This is a genomic window from Pseudarthrobacter sulfonivorans, from assembly GCF_024391045.1.
GTDB lineage: Bacteria > Actinomycetota > Actinomycetes > Actinomycetales > Micrococcaceae > Arthrobacter > Arthrobacter sulfonivorans_B.
The window spans coordinates 44,765-61,969 of the sequence record NZ_JANFCZ010000004.1 but is presented as its reverse complement, the minus strand read 5'-3'; the positions used below and the strand labels follow the sequence as shown (position 1 = coordinate 61,969).

Annotated in this window: 13 protein-coding genes and 1 pseudogene; 9 read left to right on the top strand and 5 right to left on the bottom strand. The window is 64.8% G+C overall.

Annotated elements, in window-relative coordinates; genetic code table 11:
* Window positions 1–81: 81 nt before the first annotated feature.
* The gene (locus tag NQJ30_RS04165; protein ID WP_255768480.1) at window positions 82–3,594 is read right to left on the bottom strand and encodes a S41 family peptidase; all 3,513 of its coding nucleotides are present in this window, start codon (window positions 3,592–3,594) and stop codon (window positions 82–84) included.
* 82 nt (window positions 3,595–3,676) lie between these two features.
* Here NQJ30_RS04165 and NQJ30_RS04160 point away from each other — a divergent pair, with 82 nt between their 5' ends.
* Window positions 3,677–4,567: a TIGR01777 family oxidoreductase gene (locus tag NQJ30_RS04160; RefSeq protein WP_255768479.1), complete on the top strand. Its 891-nt coding sequence runs from the start codon at window positions 3,677–3,679 to the stop codon at window positions 4,565–4,567.
* A gap of 44 nt (window positions 4,568–4,611) precedes the next feature.
* Here NQJ30_RS04160 and NQJ30_RS04155 read toward each other — a convergent pair whose 3' ends face one another.
* Entirely contained in the window at window positions 4,612–6,471 is a 1,860-nt protein-coding gene (locus NQJ30_RS04155) for a protein kinase domain-containing protein (RefSeq protein WP_255768478.1), read from the bottom strand.
* Between the two features lie 143 nt (window positions 6,472–6,614).
* Between NQJ30_RS04155 and lipB the strand changes: the two genes are divergently transcribed.
* From lipB to NQJ30_RS04135, 4 genes are all read left to right on the top strand, one after another.
* Window positions 6,615–7,283 (top strand): lipoyl(octanoyl) transferase LipB, encoded by a 669-nt coding sequence (lipB, locus tag NQJ30_RS04150; RefSeq protein WP_255768477.1) that lies wholly within the window; start codon window positions 6,615–6,617, stop codon window positions 7,281–7,283.
* Window positions 7,280–8,287 (top strand): lipoyl synthase, encoded by a 1,008-nt coding sequence (lipA, locus tag NQJ30_RS04145; RefSeq protein ID WP_255768476.1) that lies wholly within the window; start codon window positions 7,280–7,282, stop codon window positions 8,285–8,287. Before lipB ends, lipA begins: the two co-directional genes overlap by 4 nt.
* Window positions 8,288–8,374: 87 nt before the next feature.
* Window positions 8,375–9,127, top strand: coding sequence for a DUF4191 domain-containing protein (locus NQJ30_RS04140; protein ID WP_255768475.1), 753 nt, complete (start codon window positions 8,375–8,377; stop codon window positions 9,125–9,127).
* A gap of 99 nt (window positions 9,128–9,226) precedes the next feature.
* Window positions 9,227–9,583 carry a DUF3817 domain-containing protein gene (locus tag NQJ30_RS04135; protein ID WP_374113214.1) on the top strand — a complete coding sequence of 119 codons (357 nt, stop codon included), beginning with the start codon at window positions 9,227–9,229 and terminating at the stop codon, window positions 9,581–9,583.
* 21 nt (window positions 9,584–9,604) lie between these two features.
* Here NQJ30_RS04135 and NQJ30_RS04130 read toward each other — a convergent pair whose 3' ends face one another.
* Entirely contained in the window at window positions 9,605–10,042 is a 438-nt protein-coding gene (locus NQJ30_RS04130) for an RDD family protein (protein WP_255768473.1), read from the bottom strand.
* 261 nt (window positions 10,043–10,303) lie between these two features.
* Between NQJ30_RS04130 and glnA the strand changes: the two genes are divergently transcribed.
* Window positions 10,304–11,728, top strand: coding sequence for a type I glutamate--ammonia ligase (gene glnA, locus NQJ30_RS04125; protein WP_255768472.1), 1,425 nt, complete (start codon window positions 10,304–10,306; stop codon window positions 11,726–11,728).
* Window positions 11,729–12,091: 363 nt separating this feature from the next.
* Here the strand turns inward: glnA and NQJ30_RS04120 are convergent, their stop codons facing one another.
* Complete coding sequence (locus tag NQJ30_RS04120; RefSeq protein ID WP_255768471.1) at window positions 12,092–12,397, bottom strand: hypothetical protein; 306 nt, start codon at window positions 12,395–12,397, stop codon at window positions 12,092–12,094.
* 651 nt (window positions 12,398–13,048) lie between these two features.
* On the opposite strand from NQJ30_RS04120, the gene NQJ30_RS04115 reads away from it, so the two are divergent.
* Window positions 13,049–13,426 carry a hypothetical protein gene (locus tag NQJ30_RS04115; RefSeq protein ID WP_255768470.1) on the top strand — a complete coding sequence of 126 codons (378 nt, stop codon included), beginning with the start codon at window positions 13,049–13,051 and terminating at the stop codon, window positions 13,424–13,426.
* A 276-nt stretch (window positions 13,427–13,702) separates the two neighbouring features.
* Entirely contained in the window at window positions 13,703–14,044 is a 342-nt protein-coding gene (locus NQJ30_RS19110) for an HNH endonuclease (RefSeq protein ID WP_374113216.1), read from the top strand.
* Window positions 14,045–14,206: 162 nt separating this feature from the next.
* On the opposite strand, the gene NQJ30_RS04110 is transcribed toward NQJ30_RS19110, so the two are convergent.
* Window positions 14,207–14,935, bottom strand: coding sequence for a hypothetical protein (locus NQJ30_RS04110; protein ID WP_255768469.1), 729 nt, complete (start codon window positions 14,933–14,935; stop codon window positions 14,207–14,209).
* A 1,654-nt stretch (window positions 14,936–16,589) separates the two neighbouring features.
* On the opposite strand from NQJ30_RS04110, the pseudogene NQJ30_RS04105 reads away from it, so the two are divergent.
* Window positions 16,590–17,153, top strand: a pseudogene (locus tag NQJ30_RS04105) (polysaccharide deacetylase family protein); the annotation flags it as partial.
* Window positions 17,154–17,205 lie beyond the last annotated feature (52 nt).

Below are 17,205 nucleotides of genomic sequence, written 5' to 3'. Positions count from 1 at the left end.
GCGGCGGAGAACAACTAAGGCCCTGCTCCTTTCCGGATAACCGGTGGGAGCAGGGCCTTATGCGTTGAAAGGCGGCCGCTGTCAGCTGCGGCGGCCCGGGAGCGGCGCGGGCCGCAGCCGACGGTAGCCTTCGCGGACCGGCGGCCGGTCCGTAGGCAGTTCCTGGATCATTTCCCGCAGGGCACCGATGCCGTATTCCAGCTGCGGATCCTGCCCGGCCGCGTAGGCGTGCGGCGGGTAGGTGACTTCGATGTCAGGATCCACGCCGTAGTTTTCCACGGACCAGCCCACGCCGCCGCCGAACCAGGTGGCGTAGCGCGGCTGGGTGACGCCGGTGCCGTCGGCCAGGGAGAACCTGTTGTCGATGCCCACCACACCGCCCCAGGTCCGCGTGCCGATGACCGGCCCGATGCCCCGCAGCTTGGACACCTGAGTGATGATGTCGCCGTCGGACCCGGCAAACTCATCGGCGAGGATGATCACCGGGCCCCGCGGGGCGTGGTGCGGGTACGTGCGCGGACGTTCCCCGCGCGGCATGCTCCAACCGGTGACCTTCCGGCCGATCAGCTCGGCCACCAGCTGCGACGTGTGGCCGCCGCGGTTGCGCCGGACATCCACGATCAATCCGTCGAGGGCCGTCTCGGTGTCAAGGTCACGGTGCAGCTGGGCCCAGCCGTTGGCCATCATGTCCGGGATGTGGAGGTACCCGTAGCGACCGCCCGAGGCCTCCCGGACCGTCCGCCGGTTCGATGCCACCCACTCCTGGTAGCGGAGGCGTTCCTCGTCCCTGACCGGGACGACGGCGATGCGCCGCTGCTTCCCTGCCTCCGTCCCGTGGCCGGAGCCGTTGCGCAGCGTCAGCTCCACAGCACGCCCGGCGGCGCCCACCAGCTGGCTGGCAGGTGTCACCGATTCGGACAGCGGCACCCCGTCAATGGCCAGGAGCACGTCCCCCGCCTTGGCGGCGGCACCGGGCCGGGTCAACGGTGAGGTGGCCAGCGGGTCAGAGGACTCCCCCGCCAGGATCCGGGTGATTTCCCAGCCGGCGGCCGTGAAGGCAAGGTCGGCGCCCAGCCGCCCCTGGCCGTTGCTGCCGTTTTCGGGGACCAGCGCGGGCCGGACATAGGCATGGGACGTGCCCAGCTCACCGTGCAGTTCCCACAACAGGTCCACCAGGTCGTCGTGCGATCCCAGCCGGTCCACTAGAGGCCGGTACCGCTTGTGGATCGATTCCCAGTCCTGGCCGGCCATGTCCTCGGCCCAGAAGAAATCACGCTGCAGGCGCCAGGCCTCGTCAAAGGCCTGGCCCCAGACGCTGACCGGGTCCATCATGACCCGGATCCGGCCCAGGTCCACCTTGACCAGTTGCCCTGATTCCTCGTCCGCCTTGGCGGCGGAGGGAACAACACTGACCTGCTTGTCATTGATCAGAACCACCTTCCGGCGGTCTCCGGAGACCCGGTAACTGTCCAGAGCTTCAACCAGGGTGGCGGGTTTGCGCCGTGCGACGTCGAAACGGACCAGGCTGGGGCGCGCGTCCTTGTCGTCCCGGCTGGCCTTGCCGTCGCCCGTGACGCCGGCGAGTGCCCAGTCAAGCCACAGCAGCGCACCCTCCGTGGCTGTCAGCGCCGTGTAGTTTCCCTGCGGCACCGGGACGCCAATAACGCGGTGGGCGAGGCCGTCCGGATCCACCTGTACTTCGGCCGCGTCCGCCCCGTCCGGCTTTTCGACCGCATTGGTGGCGGTTGCCAGGTCAACAGCGGGACCAAAGGGCGACGGCGTTGCGGCCGCAAGTGCCACGAGGTAGGGCTTGATGGGGCTCGGGAACGAAAGGTCAAAGGAGTGTCCGTCGTACACCGGGTCAAAGCTGCGGTTCGACAGGAACGCCAGGAACTTCCCGTCCGGTGTGAAACTCGGCGAACCGTCGCAGAAGCGCCCATCAGTGACCTCAACAATCCCCTCTCCCAACTGCGCCACTCGTGCCAGCCGCAGCCGGCTCCGGGATCCGAACGACGTGACCGGTTCAGACCACGCCAGCCACTGCGAATCCGGCGACCACGCCAGTTCCTCGATGGTGCCCTCGCCGATGCTGGTCACCGGTGAGAGCTCCCCCGTCACCGTGTTGGCCACGTACACATCCCCGAACGAAGTCCCCACGGCAAGCCACTTGCCGTCGGGGCTGGCTTCCATGGAGCTGGCGCGCGAGGGCTTCGGAAAGGCGATACGGGCCGTGCCCTCGGCCGGGGTTTTGGCCGGAACGACGGCGGTGTTGGTCCCTGCGGTGTTCCCCGAGGGGTTAACGCCTGCGGCGGGGCCGGCAGCAGGGGACGTGGCATCATCGGCAACCACGACGTCGGCGGTCACCACAGCGGCCGAACCGGCCGCCGGAACGGGGCGCGGAAGCATTGGGGCCATCTCCTCCTCCGCTGCTCCACCACGGGCGGCCGCCGCGGCCGGAATCGCAGGTGCGTGGACGGCCGCGGGGGCAGCAGCAGGTGCGGCAACTTCGGGAGCGATTTCCCTGATGTGGATGGCCTCCGCACCGTCGTGGTCGGCAACGTAAGCGAGACGTCCGCCGTCGAGCGGCCTGGGCAGCCGCGCCCGGACGCCGGGGGTTGCTTCGACGACCCGGGAGGGACCGTCCTTGTGCCGGATCCAGTGGATGGTGCCGTGGGCCTCGACGGCGCTGGCGGAGCCGGCGGCGTCCGGGATCACCGCGCCCAGGTGCTTCGGAACCTTCAGCAGGGCGGGCCGCCGCGACTGCGACGCCGAGCCCAGGGTGATATCCAGCCGCACGGCCTCCGAGGACAGGTCATTGAGGACCCAGAGTTCACCGGCGGATTCGAAGACGACCCGTTCGCCGTCGCTCGCTGCGTGCCTGACGTAGAAGTCTTCGTGGTCCGTGTGCCGGCGCAGGTCACCGCCGCCGGGAAGCACCGAATACAGGTTGCCGAACCCCTCATGGTCGGAGAGGAACGCGACCCGACCCTTCACCCACATGGGGTCGGTGAGGTTTCCGTCCAGTTCGGGAACCAGCCGGTCGAACTCGCCGTTGCCGTCGGCGTCAATCCACAGCTTGCCGGCGGTTCCGCCCCGGTAACGCTTCCACCAGGCGGGCTCGCGGGACAGCACGCTGGCCAGGACAACCGGCCGCTCGTCTCCGACTTCCGGACCGAAGGCCACGGACTCCACGGGACCGAAGGGGAGCTCCTCGGCCCAGCCGCCCTCCACGGGCAGGCTGTAGGCGTAGGTGTGCCGGCTTTCGGCCTGGCGGAAGGCACTGGTCACCACGACGTCACCGGCGGCGGTGAAGCCCTTGACCTTCGTGGTGGCGTGGCCGAAATACGTCAGCTGGCGGTAGCCCCCGCCGTCCACCTCGGCTGAAACCACTTCCGGGGCTGTCCCCTGGACAACAGTCCAGACCAGCCGCTTGCCGTCGGGAGTGAAGCGGGGATTGCGCGCAGGCAACTGCAGTGATGAAACACGCCACGCCCGGCCGCCGCTGAGCGGCGCGATCCAGACGTCGTCCTCGGCCACAAAAGTGACCAGATCGCCGTGGACATGCGGAAATCGGAAGTAGCTCGAAGAAGTCATCGTTCGATCATAGTCAACCCACGCTGACGTCCCCGGGAGGTACTACGGTTCCGTCTGAGGTTGGGCCGTGGTGAGATGGATCATGCACATCGTCATAGCCGGAGCCTCCGGGCTGATCGGCACCCATTTGACCGCAACGCTCCGCGCAGCCGGCCATGAAGTGGTTACCCTGGTCCGGCGCACACCCTCCTCGCCCGGTGAGGTCCAGTGGGATCCCGCAGCCCGCCGCCTGGACCCGGCGGCCCTGTCCGGCGCCGGCACCGTCATTAACCTCTCCGGGGCCGGAATCGGTGACAGGCCCTGGACCCGGCACCGGATCACCGAGCTGTTCACATCACGGCTGAGCGCCACCCGCACCCTGACCGCAGCCATGGACCGGCTCGACGTACCGCCCGCGACGTTCATCAGCCAATCCGCCTCCGGGTACTACGGCGACTCCGGACCCGCGCAGCTCCAGGAGAACGCCTCGCCGGGTGCCGGCGTCCTGGCCCGGCTCTGCCTCGAATGGGAGGCGGCCGCGCACGAGGCCCCCGCCGGCGTCCGGGTAGTGACGACGCGTATGGGGATCGTGCTCAACCCGACCGGCGGTGCGCTGGGGCGGCTGCTGCCGCTGATCCGGCTGGGCGTCGGCGGCCCGCTGGGCAACGGCAGGCAGTACTGGCCCTGGATCACGTTGCCCGACGTCTCAGCGACCTTTGCTTTCCTGGCCGGGACGGAGATCAGCGGTCCGGTCAATGTATGCGCCCCCGAACAGGCTGATGTGAATACGCTGACCGCGGCACTGGCTTCGGCCCTCCACCGGCCGGCAATCCTGCGCGTGCCCGCACCGGCGCTGCGCCTGGTGCTGGGGAAGCTCGCCGACGAACTGTTGCTGCCCAGCCAGCGGATGGAACCTGCAGTGCTTAAGGCAGCCGGATTCCAGTGGCAGCACCCCGCACTGAACCAGGCCGCTGCATGGCTTGCGGGACGCTAACCGGGTCACCCGGCGCGTCGCCTGGCCCGCCTGGAGGACCGACGTCAGGATCCCGGGAGCACATCGGCCAGCCGCCACTGCCCGTCCAGGGCCACCAGCACCAGCCGCAGAGCCTGCTTCGTGCCGGCCCCGCCGGCGGCCACCACCGCCCCGGAGCTGTCCTGTTCCACGTACGGTGACGTCTCCGACGTGACTCCCACTATTGCCTGGCCGGCGGGACTGCCGGGCTGAACCTGGACGTCGGCAACGGTGCTGGTGAAGCCCGCGAGGAGGCGACCGGTCCCCTGGAGTTCATCCTTGAGGCGTGCGTCAGTGGCCGCCGCCGCGGAGCCCGGGGCGTTGACCAGGTCCAAAAGCTCCAGCCGGCCCGAACTGAACGCCATGGCACGGACGGCCGCGAGTCCATGGACTGCCTCGGCCGGGTCCGTTGACCCGAGCCGGGCGGCAATGGCAGCCGGAATCCCGCTGTTGCCGGCACCTTCGAGGGCCGGCACGTCCGAGCCCTGGTCGAAGCCCTTCGGCACTGCCCGGGCCGAATCGCTGCCGGTGCCCTGTTCTTCGACGCCCGCCAGAGCCGCGAACGGTCCTCCTGGCCCGAAGGCCCCTGCCGTCCAGATGGCGCCTGCCACCATGGCCGCCGCTCCCGCGGCCAGCAGAACGGTCCCGCGGCGCCGCACCGTCTTTGGCACCCGCCTGCCGCGTCCTGCGGGACCGGAGCGCCGCCGGGCTGTGGGTTGCGGGGCCGTGGGTTCAAGAGCCGTGGGTTCAGGAGAATTGTCCGGCGGCCGGCGCTTGGCCGCCGACTGTCCGGCGTGCTTGCCGCGCGGGCTGGATTGTTCCTCCTCCGGGCTCAGCAGCAAACGTGCGGGCAGGGACGCGTCCGCCGGCTGGGGGTGCGGCCCGGGCTGTTCCTCATCTGCAGGGAACGGAAGCGCCTGCCGAACGCCGATAAGACCGGACCAGCGCGACGTCGAGAGTTTTCTGTACCAGGCCCGCAGACCGTTCCGGACAGCGCCGTCCGGCCGCTCCGGGATCCGGCGCCGGGTCAGCAACTGCGGGATGACCGTGGCATGCACAGAGGACGCGAGATCGATGGGCAACGGTGGCGCACTGCGGTAGATCGCCGTCGCCAGTTCCACGGCGGTAGGGCGCTGCCGCCGGTCTTCGTTGAGGCCCGCCTCGAGTGCTGCGGTCAGTTCGAGCGGGACGTCGGGCAGCAGCAGCGGTAGCGGCGGGCGGTCCGCACTCCGGCGCGGCGGCTCACCGGTCAGGCAGTACCATCCCAGGGCTGCCACCGAATACACATCCCGTTCCGGCTGCAACCCGGCCCGCACCGCGTCTACCGGCGACGGGTCCGTAAACCCCTCAGTCCCCTGGTCCGCCACAGCTGACACGTCCCCCACCATCCGGGCGATGCCGACGTCGGCAAGCATTGGTTTGCCGTGCCCCGTGAACAGGACGTTCCCGGGCGAGACGTCGCCGTGCGTAAATCCTTTAGCGTGCAGGTAACCCAACACCTGGGCAATAGGGGTCAGCACCGTGACAGTCTCCCCGACGGGGAGTTTGCGGCGGCTGCCAACCAGGTCGGCCAGGGAACCGCCGGGCGCATAGTCCAGGAGCAGGCCAATTCCGCAGCCGACGGCTTCCGCGGCCTCGTCCCACGGCGCAGCGAAGCGGATGGCATCGTGGGCTTTGATGAGGTGCTGGTGGTCCAGCACCGACAGGATCCGAATTTCACGGCGGACGTCGTCTTCCCCGGCGCCGGGCTCCCGGCCGAGGCATTTCAGCGCAAACTCCCTGCCGGTCCTCTCCTCGGTGACCAACCACACCGTTGAGCTTCCGCCGCGGCCCAACATGCGTCCCACCAGGAATCCCGGAAGCTCCGGCGCAGTGAAATGATCCATGAGTCATGTCTAGCGGAATCCGGGCAGGCCTGCAGAAGTTATCCACAGGCTGCCCCGGGCGCCAAATGCAGGCAAAGCACGAGGGTGAGAGGTCCGCCACTTTATATCGGCCCCCTCGCGGAGCGGGGTCTAAGCTGGAAGGCATGACTCTTCAGTTTTCACAGGTAGGTCTCGCCCCGGACTTGGTCGAATACATCCACGGTTGGGACCTGCAACGCGAAATTCATGCGAAGGTCGTCGCAGCTGAAGCACCCAGCACGGTCCTCATCCTTGAACACGCCGCGGTATACACGGCCGGCAAACTCACCGAAGAGCACGAGCGCCCCCTGGACGGAACACCCGTTGTCCCTGTGGACCGCGGGGGCAAGCTCACCTGGCACGGCCCGGGCCAACTGATCGCCTACCCCATCCTCAAACTGAAGAACCGGTCCGGCATCCGTGACTACGTGGAACGGCTCGAGGCCGTCATGATCGCTGTCATGGCCGACTACGGCATTAATGCAGAACGCATCAAGGGCCGCGCCGGCGTATGGATCACAGCCGATGACAAAGGCCCGGACCGCAAGATTGCCGCTATCGGCATCCGCGTCCTGGACGGCGTCACCATGCACGGCGTGGCCATCAACTGCAACAACGATCTGGCCCCTTATGACCAGATCATTGCCTGCGGCATTACCGATGCCGGCGTCACCACGATGTCCATCGAAGCCGGCAGAACCATCAATCCCAGTGACATTGCAGACCGGTTTATGGACGAGTTCCGCAAACACGAAGAAGCACTCGTCGCAAACCCCGAAGGAGCGCTCCTGTGACATTGGCACCAGAAGGCCGGAAGCTGCTGCGTGTTGAGCAGCGGAACTCGGCTGTCCCCGTGGAGCGGAAGCCGGAGTGGATCAAGGCCAAGGTCCAGATGGGTCCTGAGTATGTCCAGCTCAAGAACCTGGTCAAAAAAGAGGGCCTGCACACGGTGTGTGAGGAGGCGGGCTGCCCGAACATTTTCGAGTGCTGGGAAGACAAGGAAGCCACGTTCCTGATCGGCGGCTCCGAGTGCACCCGGCGCTGTGATTTCTGCCAGATCGATACCGGCAAGCCCTCCCCGGTGGACATGTTCGAACCCACCAAGGTGGCCCGGAGCGTGCAGGCCATGCAGCTGCGCTACGCCACCGTGACCGGTGTGGCCCGTGACGACCTCGAGGACGAGGGCGTGTGGCTGTACGCGGAGACGGTCCGGAAGATCCACGAGTTGAACCCGGGCACCGGGGTGGAGCTGTTGATCCCGGACTTCTCCGGCAAACCCGAGAACATCGCGGCGATCTGCGATTCCAAGCCCGAGGTCTTCGCGCACAACGTCGAGACCGTGCCCCGGATTTTCAAGCGGATCCGGCCGGCGTTCCGCTACGAGCGGTCCCTGGATGTGATCACGCAGGGCCGGAAGCTGGGCATGGTGACCAAGTCCAACCTGATCCTGGGCATGGGCGAGACCCGGGAGGAGATCTCCGAAGCGTTGCGGGACCTGCACGAGGCAGGGTGTGACCTGATCACCATCACCCAGTACCTGCGTCCGTCCGAGCGGCACCTGCCGGTGGACCGCTGGGTCAAGCCGCAGGAATTCGTGGACCTCCAGCAGGAGGCGGACGAACTCGGGTTCCTCGGCGTCATGAGTGGCCCGCTGGTCCGTTCCTCCTACCGTGCCGGGCGGCTCTGGGCCACCGCGATGCGGAAGAAGGGCTGGGAAATCCCCGCCGAGCTCGCGCACATCGAGTCCTCCGGCAGCACCCGCCAGGAAGCCAGCTCACTGCTCGCCGCACGATCCTGAGCCGTAATTCAGTTGTGCCCAAGGGCCGGCACCGGACAAGCTCCGGCGTCCGGCCCTTGGTCATAAATCACGTAGAATTGAGGCACTATGGCGAAATCCCCTGATTCCAGTAACACTGCACCGGCGGCCGGCGACGCCCCGAAGCGTGGCCTCTTCTCGCGCAAGCCGAAAGAAGCGAAGGTCAAGAAGCCCAGCCGGCTTAAGCAGATCGGCGAGGTCTTTAACATGACCCGCCGCCATGACCCAATGGTTCCGTGGCTGATGCTGCTGGTCTTCCTTGGCGTTGTGGCCATCAGCTTCCTCGTGGGCTTTGTGCTGGAAAACTGGATCACCGGTTTGCTGATCGGCATTCCGCTGGGCCTCCTGGGTGCCACCCTGATCCTCTCCCGCCGCGCTGAGCGCGCTGCGTTCGCGCAGATCGAGAACCAGCCCGGTGCCTCAGGCGCCGCCCTGGGCACCCTCAAGCGCGGCTGGGTCACCGAAGAGCAGCCCGTTGCCGTCAACCCGCGCACCCAGGACGCCGTGTTCCGCGCCATCGGCCGTCCCGGCGTTGTCCTGGTCAGCGAAGGCCCCACCGTCCGCGTCAAACCGCTTCTCGATGCGGAGCGCAAGCGGCTGGCACGGATCCTTCCGAACGTCACAGTCCATGTGATCGAGAGTGGCCGCGGTGATGGCCAGGTTCCCATCAGCCAGGTTGCCAAGAAGATGGGCAAACTCAAGAACGAACTGACAAAGCTCGAGGTCAACGCCGTGTCCAAGCGCATCTCGTCCCTGGGCAACCGCCTCCCCATCCCCAAGGGAATCGACCCCTACAAGGCGCGTCCCAACCGCGGACGCTAAGAACCTGGAACCGCCCCGGTACCGGCTCAGGCCGGCCACCGGGGCGGCCTTTTTTGTGTCGCCCGCGTGGCGCAACGCACCCTGAGATCGGAGAAGCCCATGAAAATGCCGTTGAAGACTGTTGTCATCCGTACATTCCGGATCCTGGCGGTGGCCGAGGCGTTCAGCTGGGCGGCCCTGCTGACCGGCATGTACTTCAAGTGGATTGCCAAGACCACCGAGCTGGGAGTAGAGATCGCCGGGCCAATTCACGGCGCACTGTTCGTCGGCTACGGCATGGCGGCCCTCGCGCTGTGGCGGCTCCAGCGGTGGCCCTTCGCTGTGGCGCTGTTTGCTGGGCTTTCAGCCGTCTTCCCGTTTGCCACCATCGCCTTTGAGCGCTGGGCCGTGAAGCGCGGGCTCCTCACCGACAGGGCAGCACACCCCGTCGAGGCCAAGGAAACTGCAGGCGTCTAGGACACCCTGCGGCGGCGGGTGCTAGCGCCGCACCAGAACCGTGTTCATGGCTTTGTCGTGCAGTCCGCGATGATCCGGGTCGAAGATGACGGCAGGGATCACAAGGCACAGCAGCACGCTGCGGACCACCCCGGCAAGCAGGCCGGCAGGCGCCCCGCCCAGCCGGACCACGTGGATCCCCATGATCCGGTGCCCGATGCTGTAGCCCAGGGTGCCAACCAAGACCATCTGTTCGGCGGCAAAAACGGCCAGTGTGGCCCACGAGTCAGCACTGAAGGCGAAGTTGCTGATGAGCAGGGCGATCCCCCAGTCGATCATGATGGCCACAATGCGGCGTCCCGCCCTGGCAATCGAACCTGGTCCGGATTCGGGCAACCCCAAACGTTCGCCGGGATATTTTGAAATGCCGGAAGTGTCCGGACCGGCGAGCCAGGAGCCAATGTCTTTACGATCTACCACCGTCCAATCTTACCGACTCGTCACCGCACTCGGCGTGGAACCCGCTGGACCGCACTGTGGTCAGCCGATAGCGTTGCGTGGGCAGGGCATTCTGTAACCTGCCCGAAACAATGCGGACACTGTCGGGAAATGACATGTCCATAAGGTTGGTAGCAGTTTCAAGCAATTGCCCGAGCGGGGAAACGCTGTTTCCCTGCCCTTCGGATTGCGCTGGACCAGACGGCTTGCAGCCAGATATTTACATATGCGATAGGAGCATAGATGTTCAAGAACGCGGACGAAGTCCTCAAGTTCATCAAGGACGAGGATGTTAAATTCGTCGATATCCGCTTCACCGACCTCCCCGGCGTCCAGCAGCACTTCAACGTGCCGGCCAAGAGCGTTGACGCTGACTTCTTCGTCAACGGCCAGCTCTTCGACGGGTCCTCCATTCGCGGCTTCCAGGGCATTGCCGAATCCGACATGCAGCTGATCCCGGACGTCACCACCGCATTCCTGGACACCTTCCGCATGGAAAAGACCCTTGCGTTGAACTTCTCCATCGTGAACCCGCGCACCGGTGACCCGTACCACCGCGACCCCCGCGGCGTGGCCGAAAAGGCTGAGGCCTACCTCGCCTCCACCGGCATCGCCGACACCGCGTTCTTCGCTCCCGAGGCCGAATTCTTCGTCTTCGACAACGTCCAGTACCAGTCCTCCCCGGAGGGCAGCTTCTACAAGATCGACTCCGAAGAAGCCCACTGGAACTCCGGCCGCGAAGAAGAAGGCGGAAACCTCGGCTACAAGACCCCCGTCAAGGGCGGCTACTTCCCCGTCTCCCCCACCGACAAGCAGGCTGACCTGCGCGACGCCATGTGTGTCGCCCTGGACGAGGCCGGCCTTGAGGTCGAGCGCAGCCACCACGAAGTCGGTTCCGCCGGCCAGGCTGAAATCAACTACAAGTTCACCACGCTGACCCACGCCGCGGATGACCTGCAGAAGTTCAAGTACGTCATCAAGAACACCGCTGACGCCTGGGGCAAGTCCGTGACGTTCATGCCGAAGCCGGTCTTCGGTGACAACGGCTCGGGCATGCACTGCCACCAGTCGCTGTGGAGCAACGGCGATCCGCTGTTCTACGACGAAAAGGGTTACGCCGGCCTGTCCGACACTGCCCGCTGGTACATCGGCGGCCTGCTGAAGCACGCCGACGCCGTACTGGCCTTCACCAACCCGACGGTGAACTCCTACCGCCGCCTGGTCAAGGGCTTCGAGGCCCCGGTCAACATGGTCTACTCGCAGGGCAACCGCTCCGCCGGTATCCGCATCCCGATCACGGGTTCCAACCCGAAGGCCAAGCGCATCGAGTTCCGCGCTCCGGACCCCTCCTCCAACCCGTACCTGGCCTTCGCTGCCCAGCTGATGGCCGGCATTGACGGCATCCGCAACCGCATCGAACCGCCGGCCCCCATCGATAAGGACCTCTACGAGCTCCCCGCCGAGGAAGCCAAGGATATCCCCAAGGCTCCGGGATCGCTGGAAGAAGCCCTCGAGGCACTCCGCGAGGACAATGAGTTCCTGCAGGCCGGCGGCGTGTTCACCCAGGACCTGATCGACACCTGGATCGAGTACAAGTACGAGTACGAGATCCGCCCGCTGTCCCTGCGTCCGAACCCCTACGAGTTCGAGCTCTACTACGGCGTCTAGCATGAGTTTGCGGCAGAAGCGGCCCTAACCGCGGACAGCCGGAAAGTATCGTTTCAGCAAAGGCCGGTCCCGGGTTTCACCACCCGGGGCCGGCCTTTGCCGTGCCCGGATGTGCTCAGCCGTGCCGCTCTGTCCGCGAGCTCAGCCGTTCACGCAGCACGCCGGGTCACGGCCGCTCGCGCTGAGTCTTCCTTCTCCGGCCACATATGCCCGTATGTGTCCAGCGTCGTCTCAGCTGAAGAGTGCCTGAGGCTCTTCTGCAACTTTCACGTCAAGGCCCTGGGCATGAGCAGCGAAGCGAAATAGTGCCTGAGGTCATGGAACCGGAATCCTTAGGGAAAATCCTTGACCGTGGCCCGCGCTTCACGGAAATAGTGTTCCAGCCGGTGGGGAGAGATCCCCCGGCCCCAGGCGTTGGTCACGAGCGCGCTCCCCCACTTTGTGATTCACCGAGAGCTCAAAGCTGAGGTCCTGCGGGATCAGGGTGGGCGTCATGGATTCCTTGGTCTTGAGCTCCACACCCGGACATTGAACAGCTGGCGCCACAATTCCGCGCCCGAAATCCACGTCAGACGGCCAGAGCGCCACGGCCTCAGCAACACGCAACCCGGCGAACGCCAGCAGCACCGCAGGCTGTAACCCGTCCGGCATCGCGTCGTGGAGGGCCACACCTGTTCCGTTGTCGCGACATAGGGCCGCTACTCGCCCGCCTTGGGCGCCGTGCGCCCACACTCCACCTACAAAGCAGGGATCACACGATGGGCCTATCCCTTGGACCGGTCAGCGGGCGCCAGGAGCCCGCAGGTACCCGAGGATCCTGGAATCATTCACGCGGTCAGGCCCGTCGCTAGCGAACTCAGACTTCGTGAGCCGTACTTCATCGAAGATACAGGCGACTACCGCGCAGCCATGTGCGGCGCGAAGGTGAAAGTAATCATGCCGACTAGCTTCAAGCACGATGAGGAAGGAGCATGCGGGGACTGCATCGCAGAGTCCCGCGAGCCCCAACCTTCGCGATTAACGAGACCCGGAGGAGGTGGGCTCGCCCACCACTTCGGCGACAGGTGGAGCCCAGGTGGGTGGCGCCGGCTACGCAGACAGCGCGGCAAATGACACGGATGTAACCTTCTCTGAAACTCAATACACTGGAGTCACAGCGAACAGCTGCACCCGCAACCTTACGAAGCCCCGGAGCCTCCCACTCCGGGGCTTCACTGTGTCAGGAAAACCGCGCCCTGAGGAGCTCTGCTACCCTCGTCGTGGGGCGGGCACGGTGCAGCCCTGGGGCTGGCGCCGCCGACGGGGAAATGAAGTGCACTTATGACACCAGAACAGGCCGAGTATTGGGCCAACGCCCAAGAGCAAGTCCTCGCTAACTTCAACCTGGCCGGGGCTGCGTTTGTTATCGTCGGAGCAATCCTCTGCTTCGTAGGCCCTGGCCTACGCAATGTGATGTTCCTAAAACGCAGGGATGCCATTCAAGAGCAATCCTTCCTGCAACGAGGCGACCAAGTCCTGCCCGAAACGCCGCAGTGGGAAGAAGCAGAGATCCTTCTCAGAGTGGAAATTCTTGAGGCCAAGGCCGAACCGACACGCAAGGAATCATTCGCAGAACGTCTCGGACTCGGGCTCCTCTTCCTAGGGGCACTCGTTGTATTGCTCTCCTCCTACTTCCAGTGGGTACGGGTAGGAAGCTAGGCTGAACGGCCAGGGGCACGCCGACTAACCATCGCGAACGGCGGCCGTCCATAGGGAACGAGGGATTGTCTTGGACCGCACTTTGGGAACCTGCCCGGTACAGGCCTGCGGTCTCCATGCAGGAGAGTGTTGGATCTACTTGCGGCGGTTAAACCCGCACGTCGTGCAGAATTCGTCACCGGTTCGACTGGCGAAGAGGACCTCTGCCGTGAAGTCTGGGTGATCGCATGGATTGTTGCCGGCCGCCGCCCATGCTTCACGGAGGGCGTTTGCCTCATGGTAATCCTTCATCAGCCTAGAGTCGCTGCTCATCAAAGTAACTCCTTCAGTCCCATGGCAGGTGAGTCTACCGGCCACATCACGCACCGGCACCTCCCAATGGAAGAAAGTCCGGAAGCGCGCACTCCATCTCGCCAAGCCCAAGGCATCGAGCGCTGCCCCTACTGCAAGGTCAAGCTCGACTACCTTATGAGCCGGACACCAGCGAGCGCAGAGCCCGACCACGTCTATGCACACGCCAACGACGGCCAAGACCCGCTCGACAACCTCCAAGTGTGCTGTCGGAAGTGCAATCAATCCAAAGGGAACCGCCCGGCACCAAAACCGCGACCGTTCTGAAAGCAAAACCCCTCAAAACCAGTCGGCTATGGTGACTGTGGATAACCCGGATAAGACTTTTCCTCATCCCCTGACCCCAAAAAACGGGGGTGGGGGAGGACCCTCCTCGGGGCACGGTTTCTCGCACCCCAGGCATAGCGAAAAATACCCCCCGGGACTACGTCAGGCGCTGGCAGCCACCAAATTCCGTATATCGATCTCGGCCTGACGGACGGACATCAGCGCCCGTTCCCGGCCCTCAGAGGAGTCTGATTGAAACCAGACAATAACTGCCGCGGAAACCTTTCCCGTAATCTGCAGCAACTTTTTCCGAGCGGGTTCACTTGCAGCGACCACCTCGGGGGAGGCCTCAAGCTCGCCAAGCATCGCCATCAGCGCCTGAGCAAGCACATCATGCTGATGTTCAAGCCGGAGGGTGTGGGCAGCAAGAATTATGGAGTCAATCTGCTGTCGCATCTCGTCCGGGGACGTTTTAGATGTCCTGTTGACGAGCCACAAGCCGGACATGAGGGTCGCAGCAGCGGTGTGTGACCGTTCCCTGGTCGCTTCTGTTTGATGAGCCGATAGCTGATCGGAGTGGAGGTCTTGGGCCTGTCTTAGTTGCTTCGCATGGAGGTCTGCAGCCTGCCCTAGCTGAAGTTGATGGTTAGCTTCTTGATGTTCGATGGTCCTTCTTAGGACCCAGACAGCCACGGCTCCGCCGGCCACGGAGCCGAAGAATCCGGACAGCAAGACTCCCCACTGGTGCGGTCTTACGCCGTAGACGTTCCCAAGGGCTCCGGCGTCAACCCGGAATCCGATGTTTCCGACCACGACGCCAAATCCGAAGATGAACGTTAGTGCCGCCAGAAGTGCAACCCATCGTTCGCGTCGCGTGTTGTTGTGGTTCACCCTCAAATCTCATCACATCGAATACTTGGAGCTGTGCCACGGATGAACCTGAGGGCCTTGGTGACCGTGGCGCCGCTATCTGGCAGGCCTTGTCGACGGCGGATATCCCCCGGTGCCCTTGTGGTGGCAGGCTGTGTGGCCCTTGCAGGCATTTTGGCGAAGCTCTCGCCCGCTGAGTCGAAAGCGGCCGCTCAAGCGGCGCCTGCGCCCGCGAACCTCCCGTCCAATGTTTCCCCTCTCGATAGGTGCACAAAAAACTGCAGGCCTAGGTGGTGCGGCGTGCTGATGGGTTCGCAGGTCGCACGCTTCAACACCGCCGCATCTCCCCGCGGGTACTCGATGCAGCATGCGGAGAATGCGCTCGGGTTCGCTGAGGGTTACGACTACAACGCCGATCCTTGGAGCCGGGTGCCTTGCTGGTGCGAGTGGCATAGGTTTGTGACATGAAGAAACTTGGTCTCGCGCTCATGGTCAGTCTTCTGCTGGTGGGATGCCACGACTCTCCTGCCCCGCCGGAAGCGCCAACCAGCACGGCCCCAGCACCTAACCCGACACCCTCGACACTGACCCCCGTCAAGTGAACGTGGGCCTCTTCCGATAGGCTGGCTCCGATCCTCTGCTCTCCCCCAAACCCCAGAGGATCGAATGGGGTGGACTCGTGCGGAGCCTCGCTCGGCCCACATAGGGGTCTTCTTTAGGGAGCGCCGTCCACTTCGGTGGGCGGGCGCTTTCGTGGTTAAGTGGGCGCGTGGAACGCATCGAGAAGCGCCGGCGGAGCCGCAGCTAGCCGCAAGGCTATGCCACCGACTACGTCCAGGAGTGGGCCGGTGTGGTGTGGACGGGAATTGCAGCAGTGATAATCTGCCGTTCCAGCCGAGGCCGTGGCAGGCGAATGGAGGAACGGGCTTATGGCTATCTGCACTTGCATCCGCAACTGGCAGAGGGAGGCCCTGCCGACGTCCGCCGACAACTCGCCGGGGTGTCGGCGGAAGAGCTGCGGGAGCGCGTGGCTTCGTTTCCCCATGAGCGACTCGGGTCACTCACTGCAGGGGAACTCAGGGACGAAATTTACCAAGTTATATGCCCGGTAGGAACCGGAGCATCTCTATGGTCAGGAGTAGCGTCCCTGTATACCGAGAAACTCGCTTCTTCCGCGGACGAAGAATTTTAAATGTCGAGTTGGACCTACGAACCACCTCAGATGTTTGGGCGCCGGCCCCCGACAAGGTCAGTGCCCTCGGCAGACTCAACAACGTCGGCGAGCCCACCCTTACACCTCCATCGGAACTCCGAAGACCGCGGTTCTGGAATGCCGGTTCAAAAGGGAGACACCTTCGCGATCAGCCGGTTTGAAGCTAAGTCAGACTTACAGGCAACGCTTGTCGGCCAGGACCCTCAAATGCCAGGCCGCCGGGACGAAGACAGTCAAAAGCTTCAGGTGATTCAAGGCTTTTTAGACGAAGCGTTCAGGGCCCAAGCCGGGCCGTGAAATCCCGATCCGTACCAGCTGTCTCGGTTTCTTGCCTTCGAATTGTGGGACCTTCCGCCCCAGATTTTCACTGGATGGGCATACCGATCGACGGTTGACCTCACGGGACTCGAATGGAACTTTCCTTCCGCCCGGCAGCGGGCCGGAAGGTAGGGTGTTAAGGCCACCTTCTTCCTCGAGGGTTCCCACGCACAGCAAAACCCCGACCTCGTGCAACGGATCGCGGCCGAGGGCCATGTGATCGGGAACCACTCATGGGACCACGCCAACTTCCCGGATATAACCCAGGCGCAGCAGAAGCAGCAGATCGACCTCACCAACGATGCCATTAAGGCCATCACCGGCGAGACGCCCACACTCATGCGCTTCCCGTTCGGCAACAGCACCCCGTACGCGACGGATTACCTCACGAGCCTCGGCATGAGCGGCGGGGTTCTTTGGCACTGGGACGTCGGCAACCCCGGCGACTTTGAGTGCCCGGGTGCGGCCGGCGTCCAGCAGTACGTCATGGCGGAAGCGGCCCCCGGCGCGATCATCCTGCTCCACGACGCTGAGGACGTCCTGTCCTGCCCCGCGACCCAGTGGACGTACCTGGCCGCCACCATCGACGCGCTGCGGGCCGAGGGCTACGATTTTGGCGTGGTAGTCCCGTCCGCCACGGCCAACACGGTCAACCAGGGTTCGCTCGCCGTCGTTGCCGCACCGGACGGCTCCCAGCCGCCGGCATAAACAACGGCTGCCCGCCCCTCGCGCAGGACTCCTGGCCCCCGGCGCAAGGTGG

Excerpts from the sequence above, each read along its gene's own strand:
- NQJ30_RS04165 (WP_255768480.1), bottom strand. The coding sequence starts at position 3,594 with ATGACTTCTTCGAGCTACTTCCGATTTCCGCATGTCCACGGCGATCTG.
- NQJ30_RS04160 (WP_255768479.1), top strand. The coding sequence starts at position 3,677 with ATGCACATCGTCATAGCCGGAGCCTCCGGGCTGATCGGCACCCATTTG.
- NQJ30_RS04155 (WP_255768478.1), bottom strand. The coding sequence starts at position 6,471 with ATGGATCATTTCACTGCGCCGGAGCTTCCGGGATTCCTGGTGGGACGC.
- lipB (WP_255768477.1), top strand. The coding sequence starts at position 6,615 with ATGACTCTTCAGTTTTCACAGGTAGGTCTCGCCCCGGACTTGGTCGAA.
- NQJ30_RS04140 (WP_255768475.1), top strand. The coding sequence starts at position 8,375 with ATGGCGAAATCCCCTGATTCCAGTAACACTGCACCGGCGGCCGGCGAC.
- NQJ30_RS04135 (WP_374113214.1), top strand. The coding sequence starts at position 9,227 with ATGAAAATGCCGTTGAAGACTGTTGTCATCCGTACATTCCGGATCCTG.
- glnA (WP_255768472.1), top strand. The coding sequence starts at position 10,304 with ATGTTCAAGAACGCGGACGAAGTCCTCAAGTTCATCAAGGACGAGGAT.
- NQJ30_RS04115 (WP_255768470.1), top strand. The coding sequence starts at position 13,049 with ATGACACCAGAACAGGCCGAGTATTGGGCCAACGCCCAAGAGCAAGTC.
- NQJ30_RS19110 (WP_374113216.1), top strand. The coding sequence starts at position 13,703 with ATGGTAATCCTTCATCAGCCTAGAGTCGCTGCTCATCAAAGTAACTCC.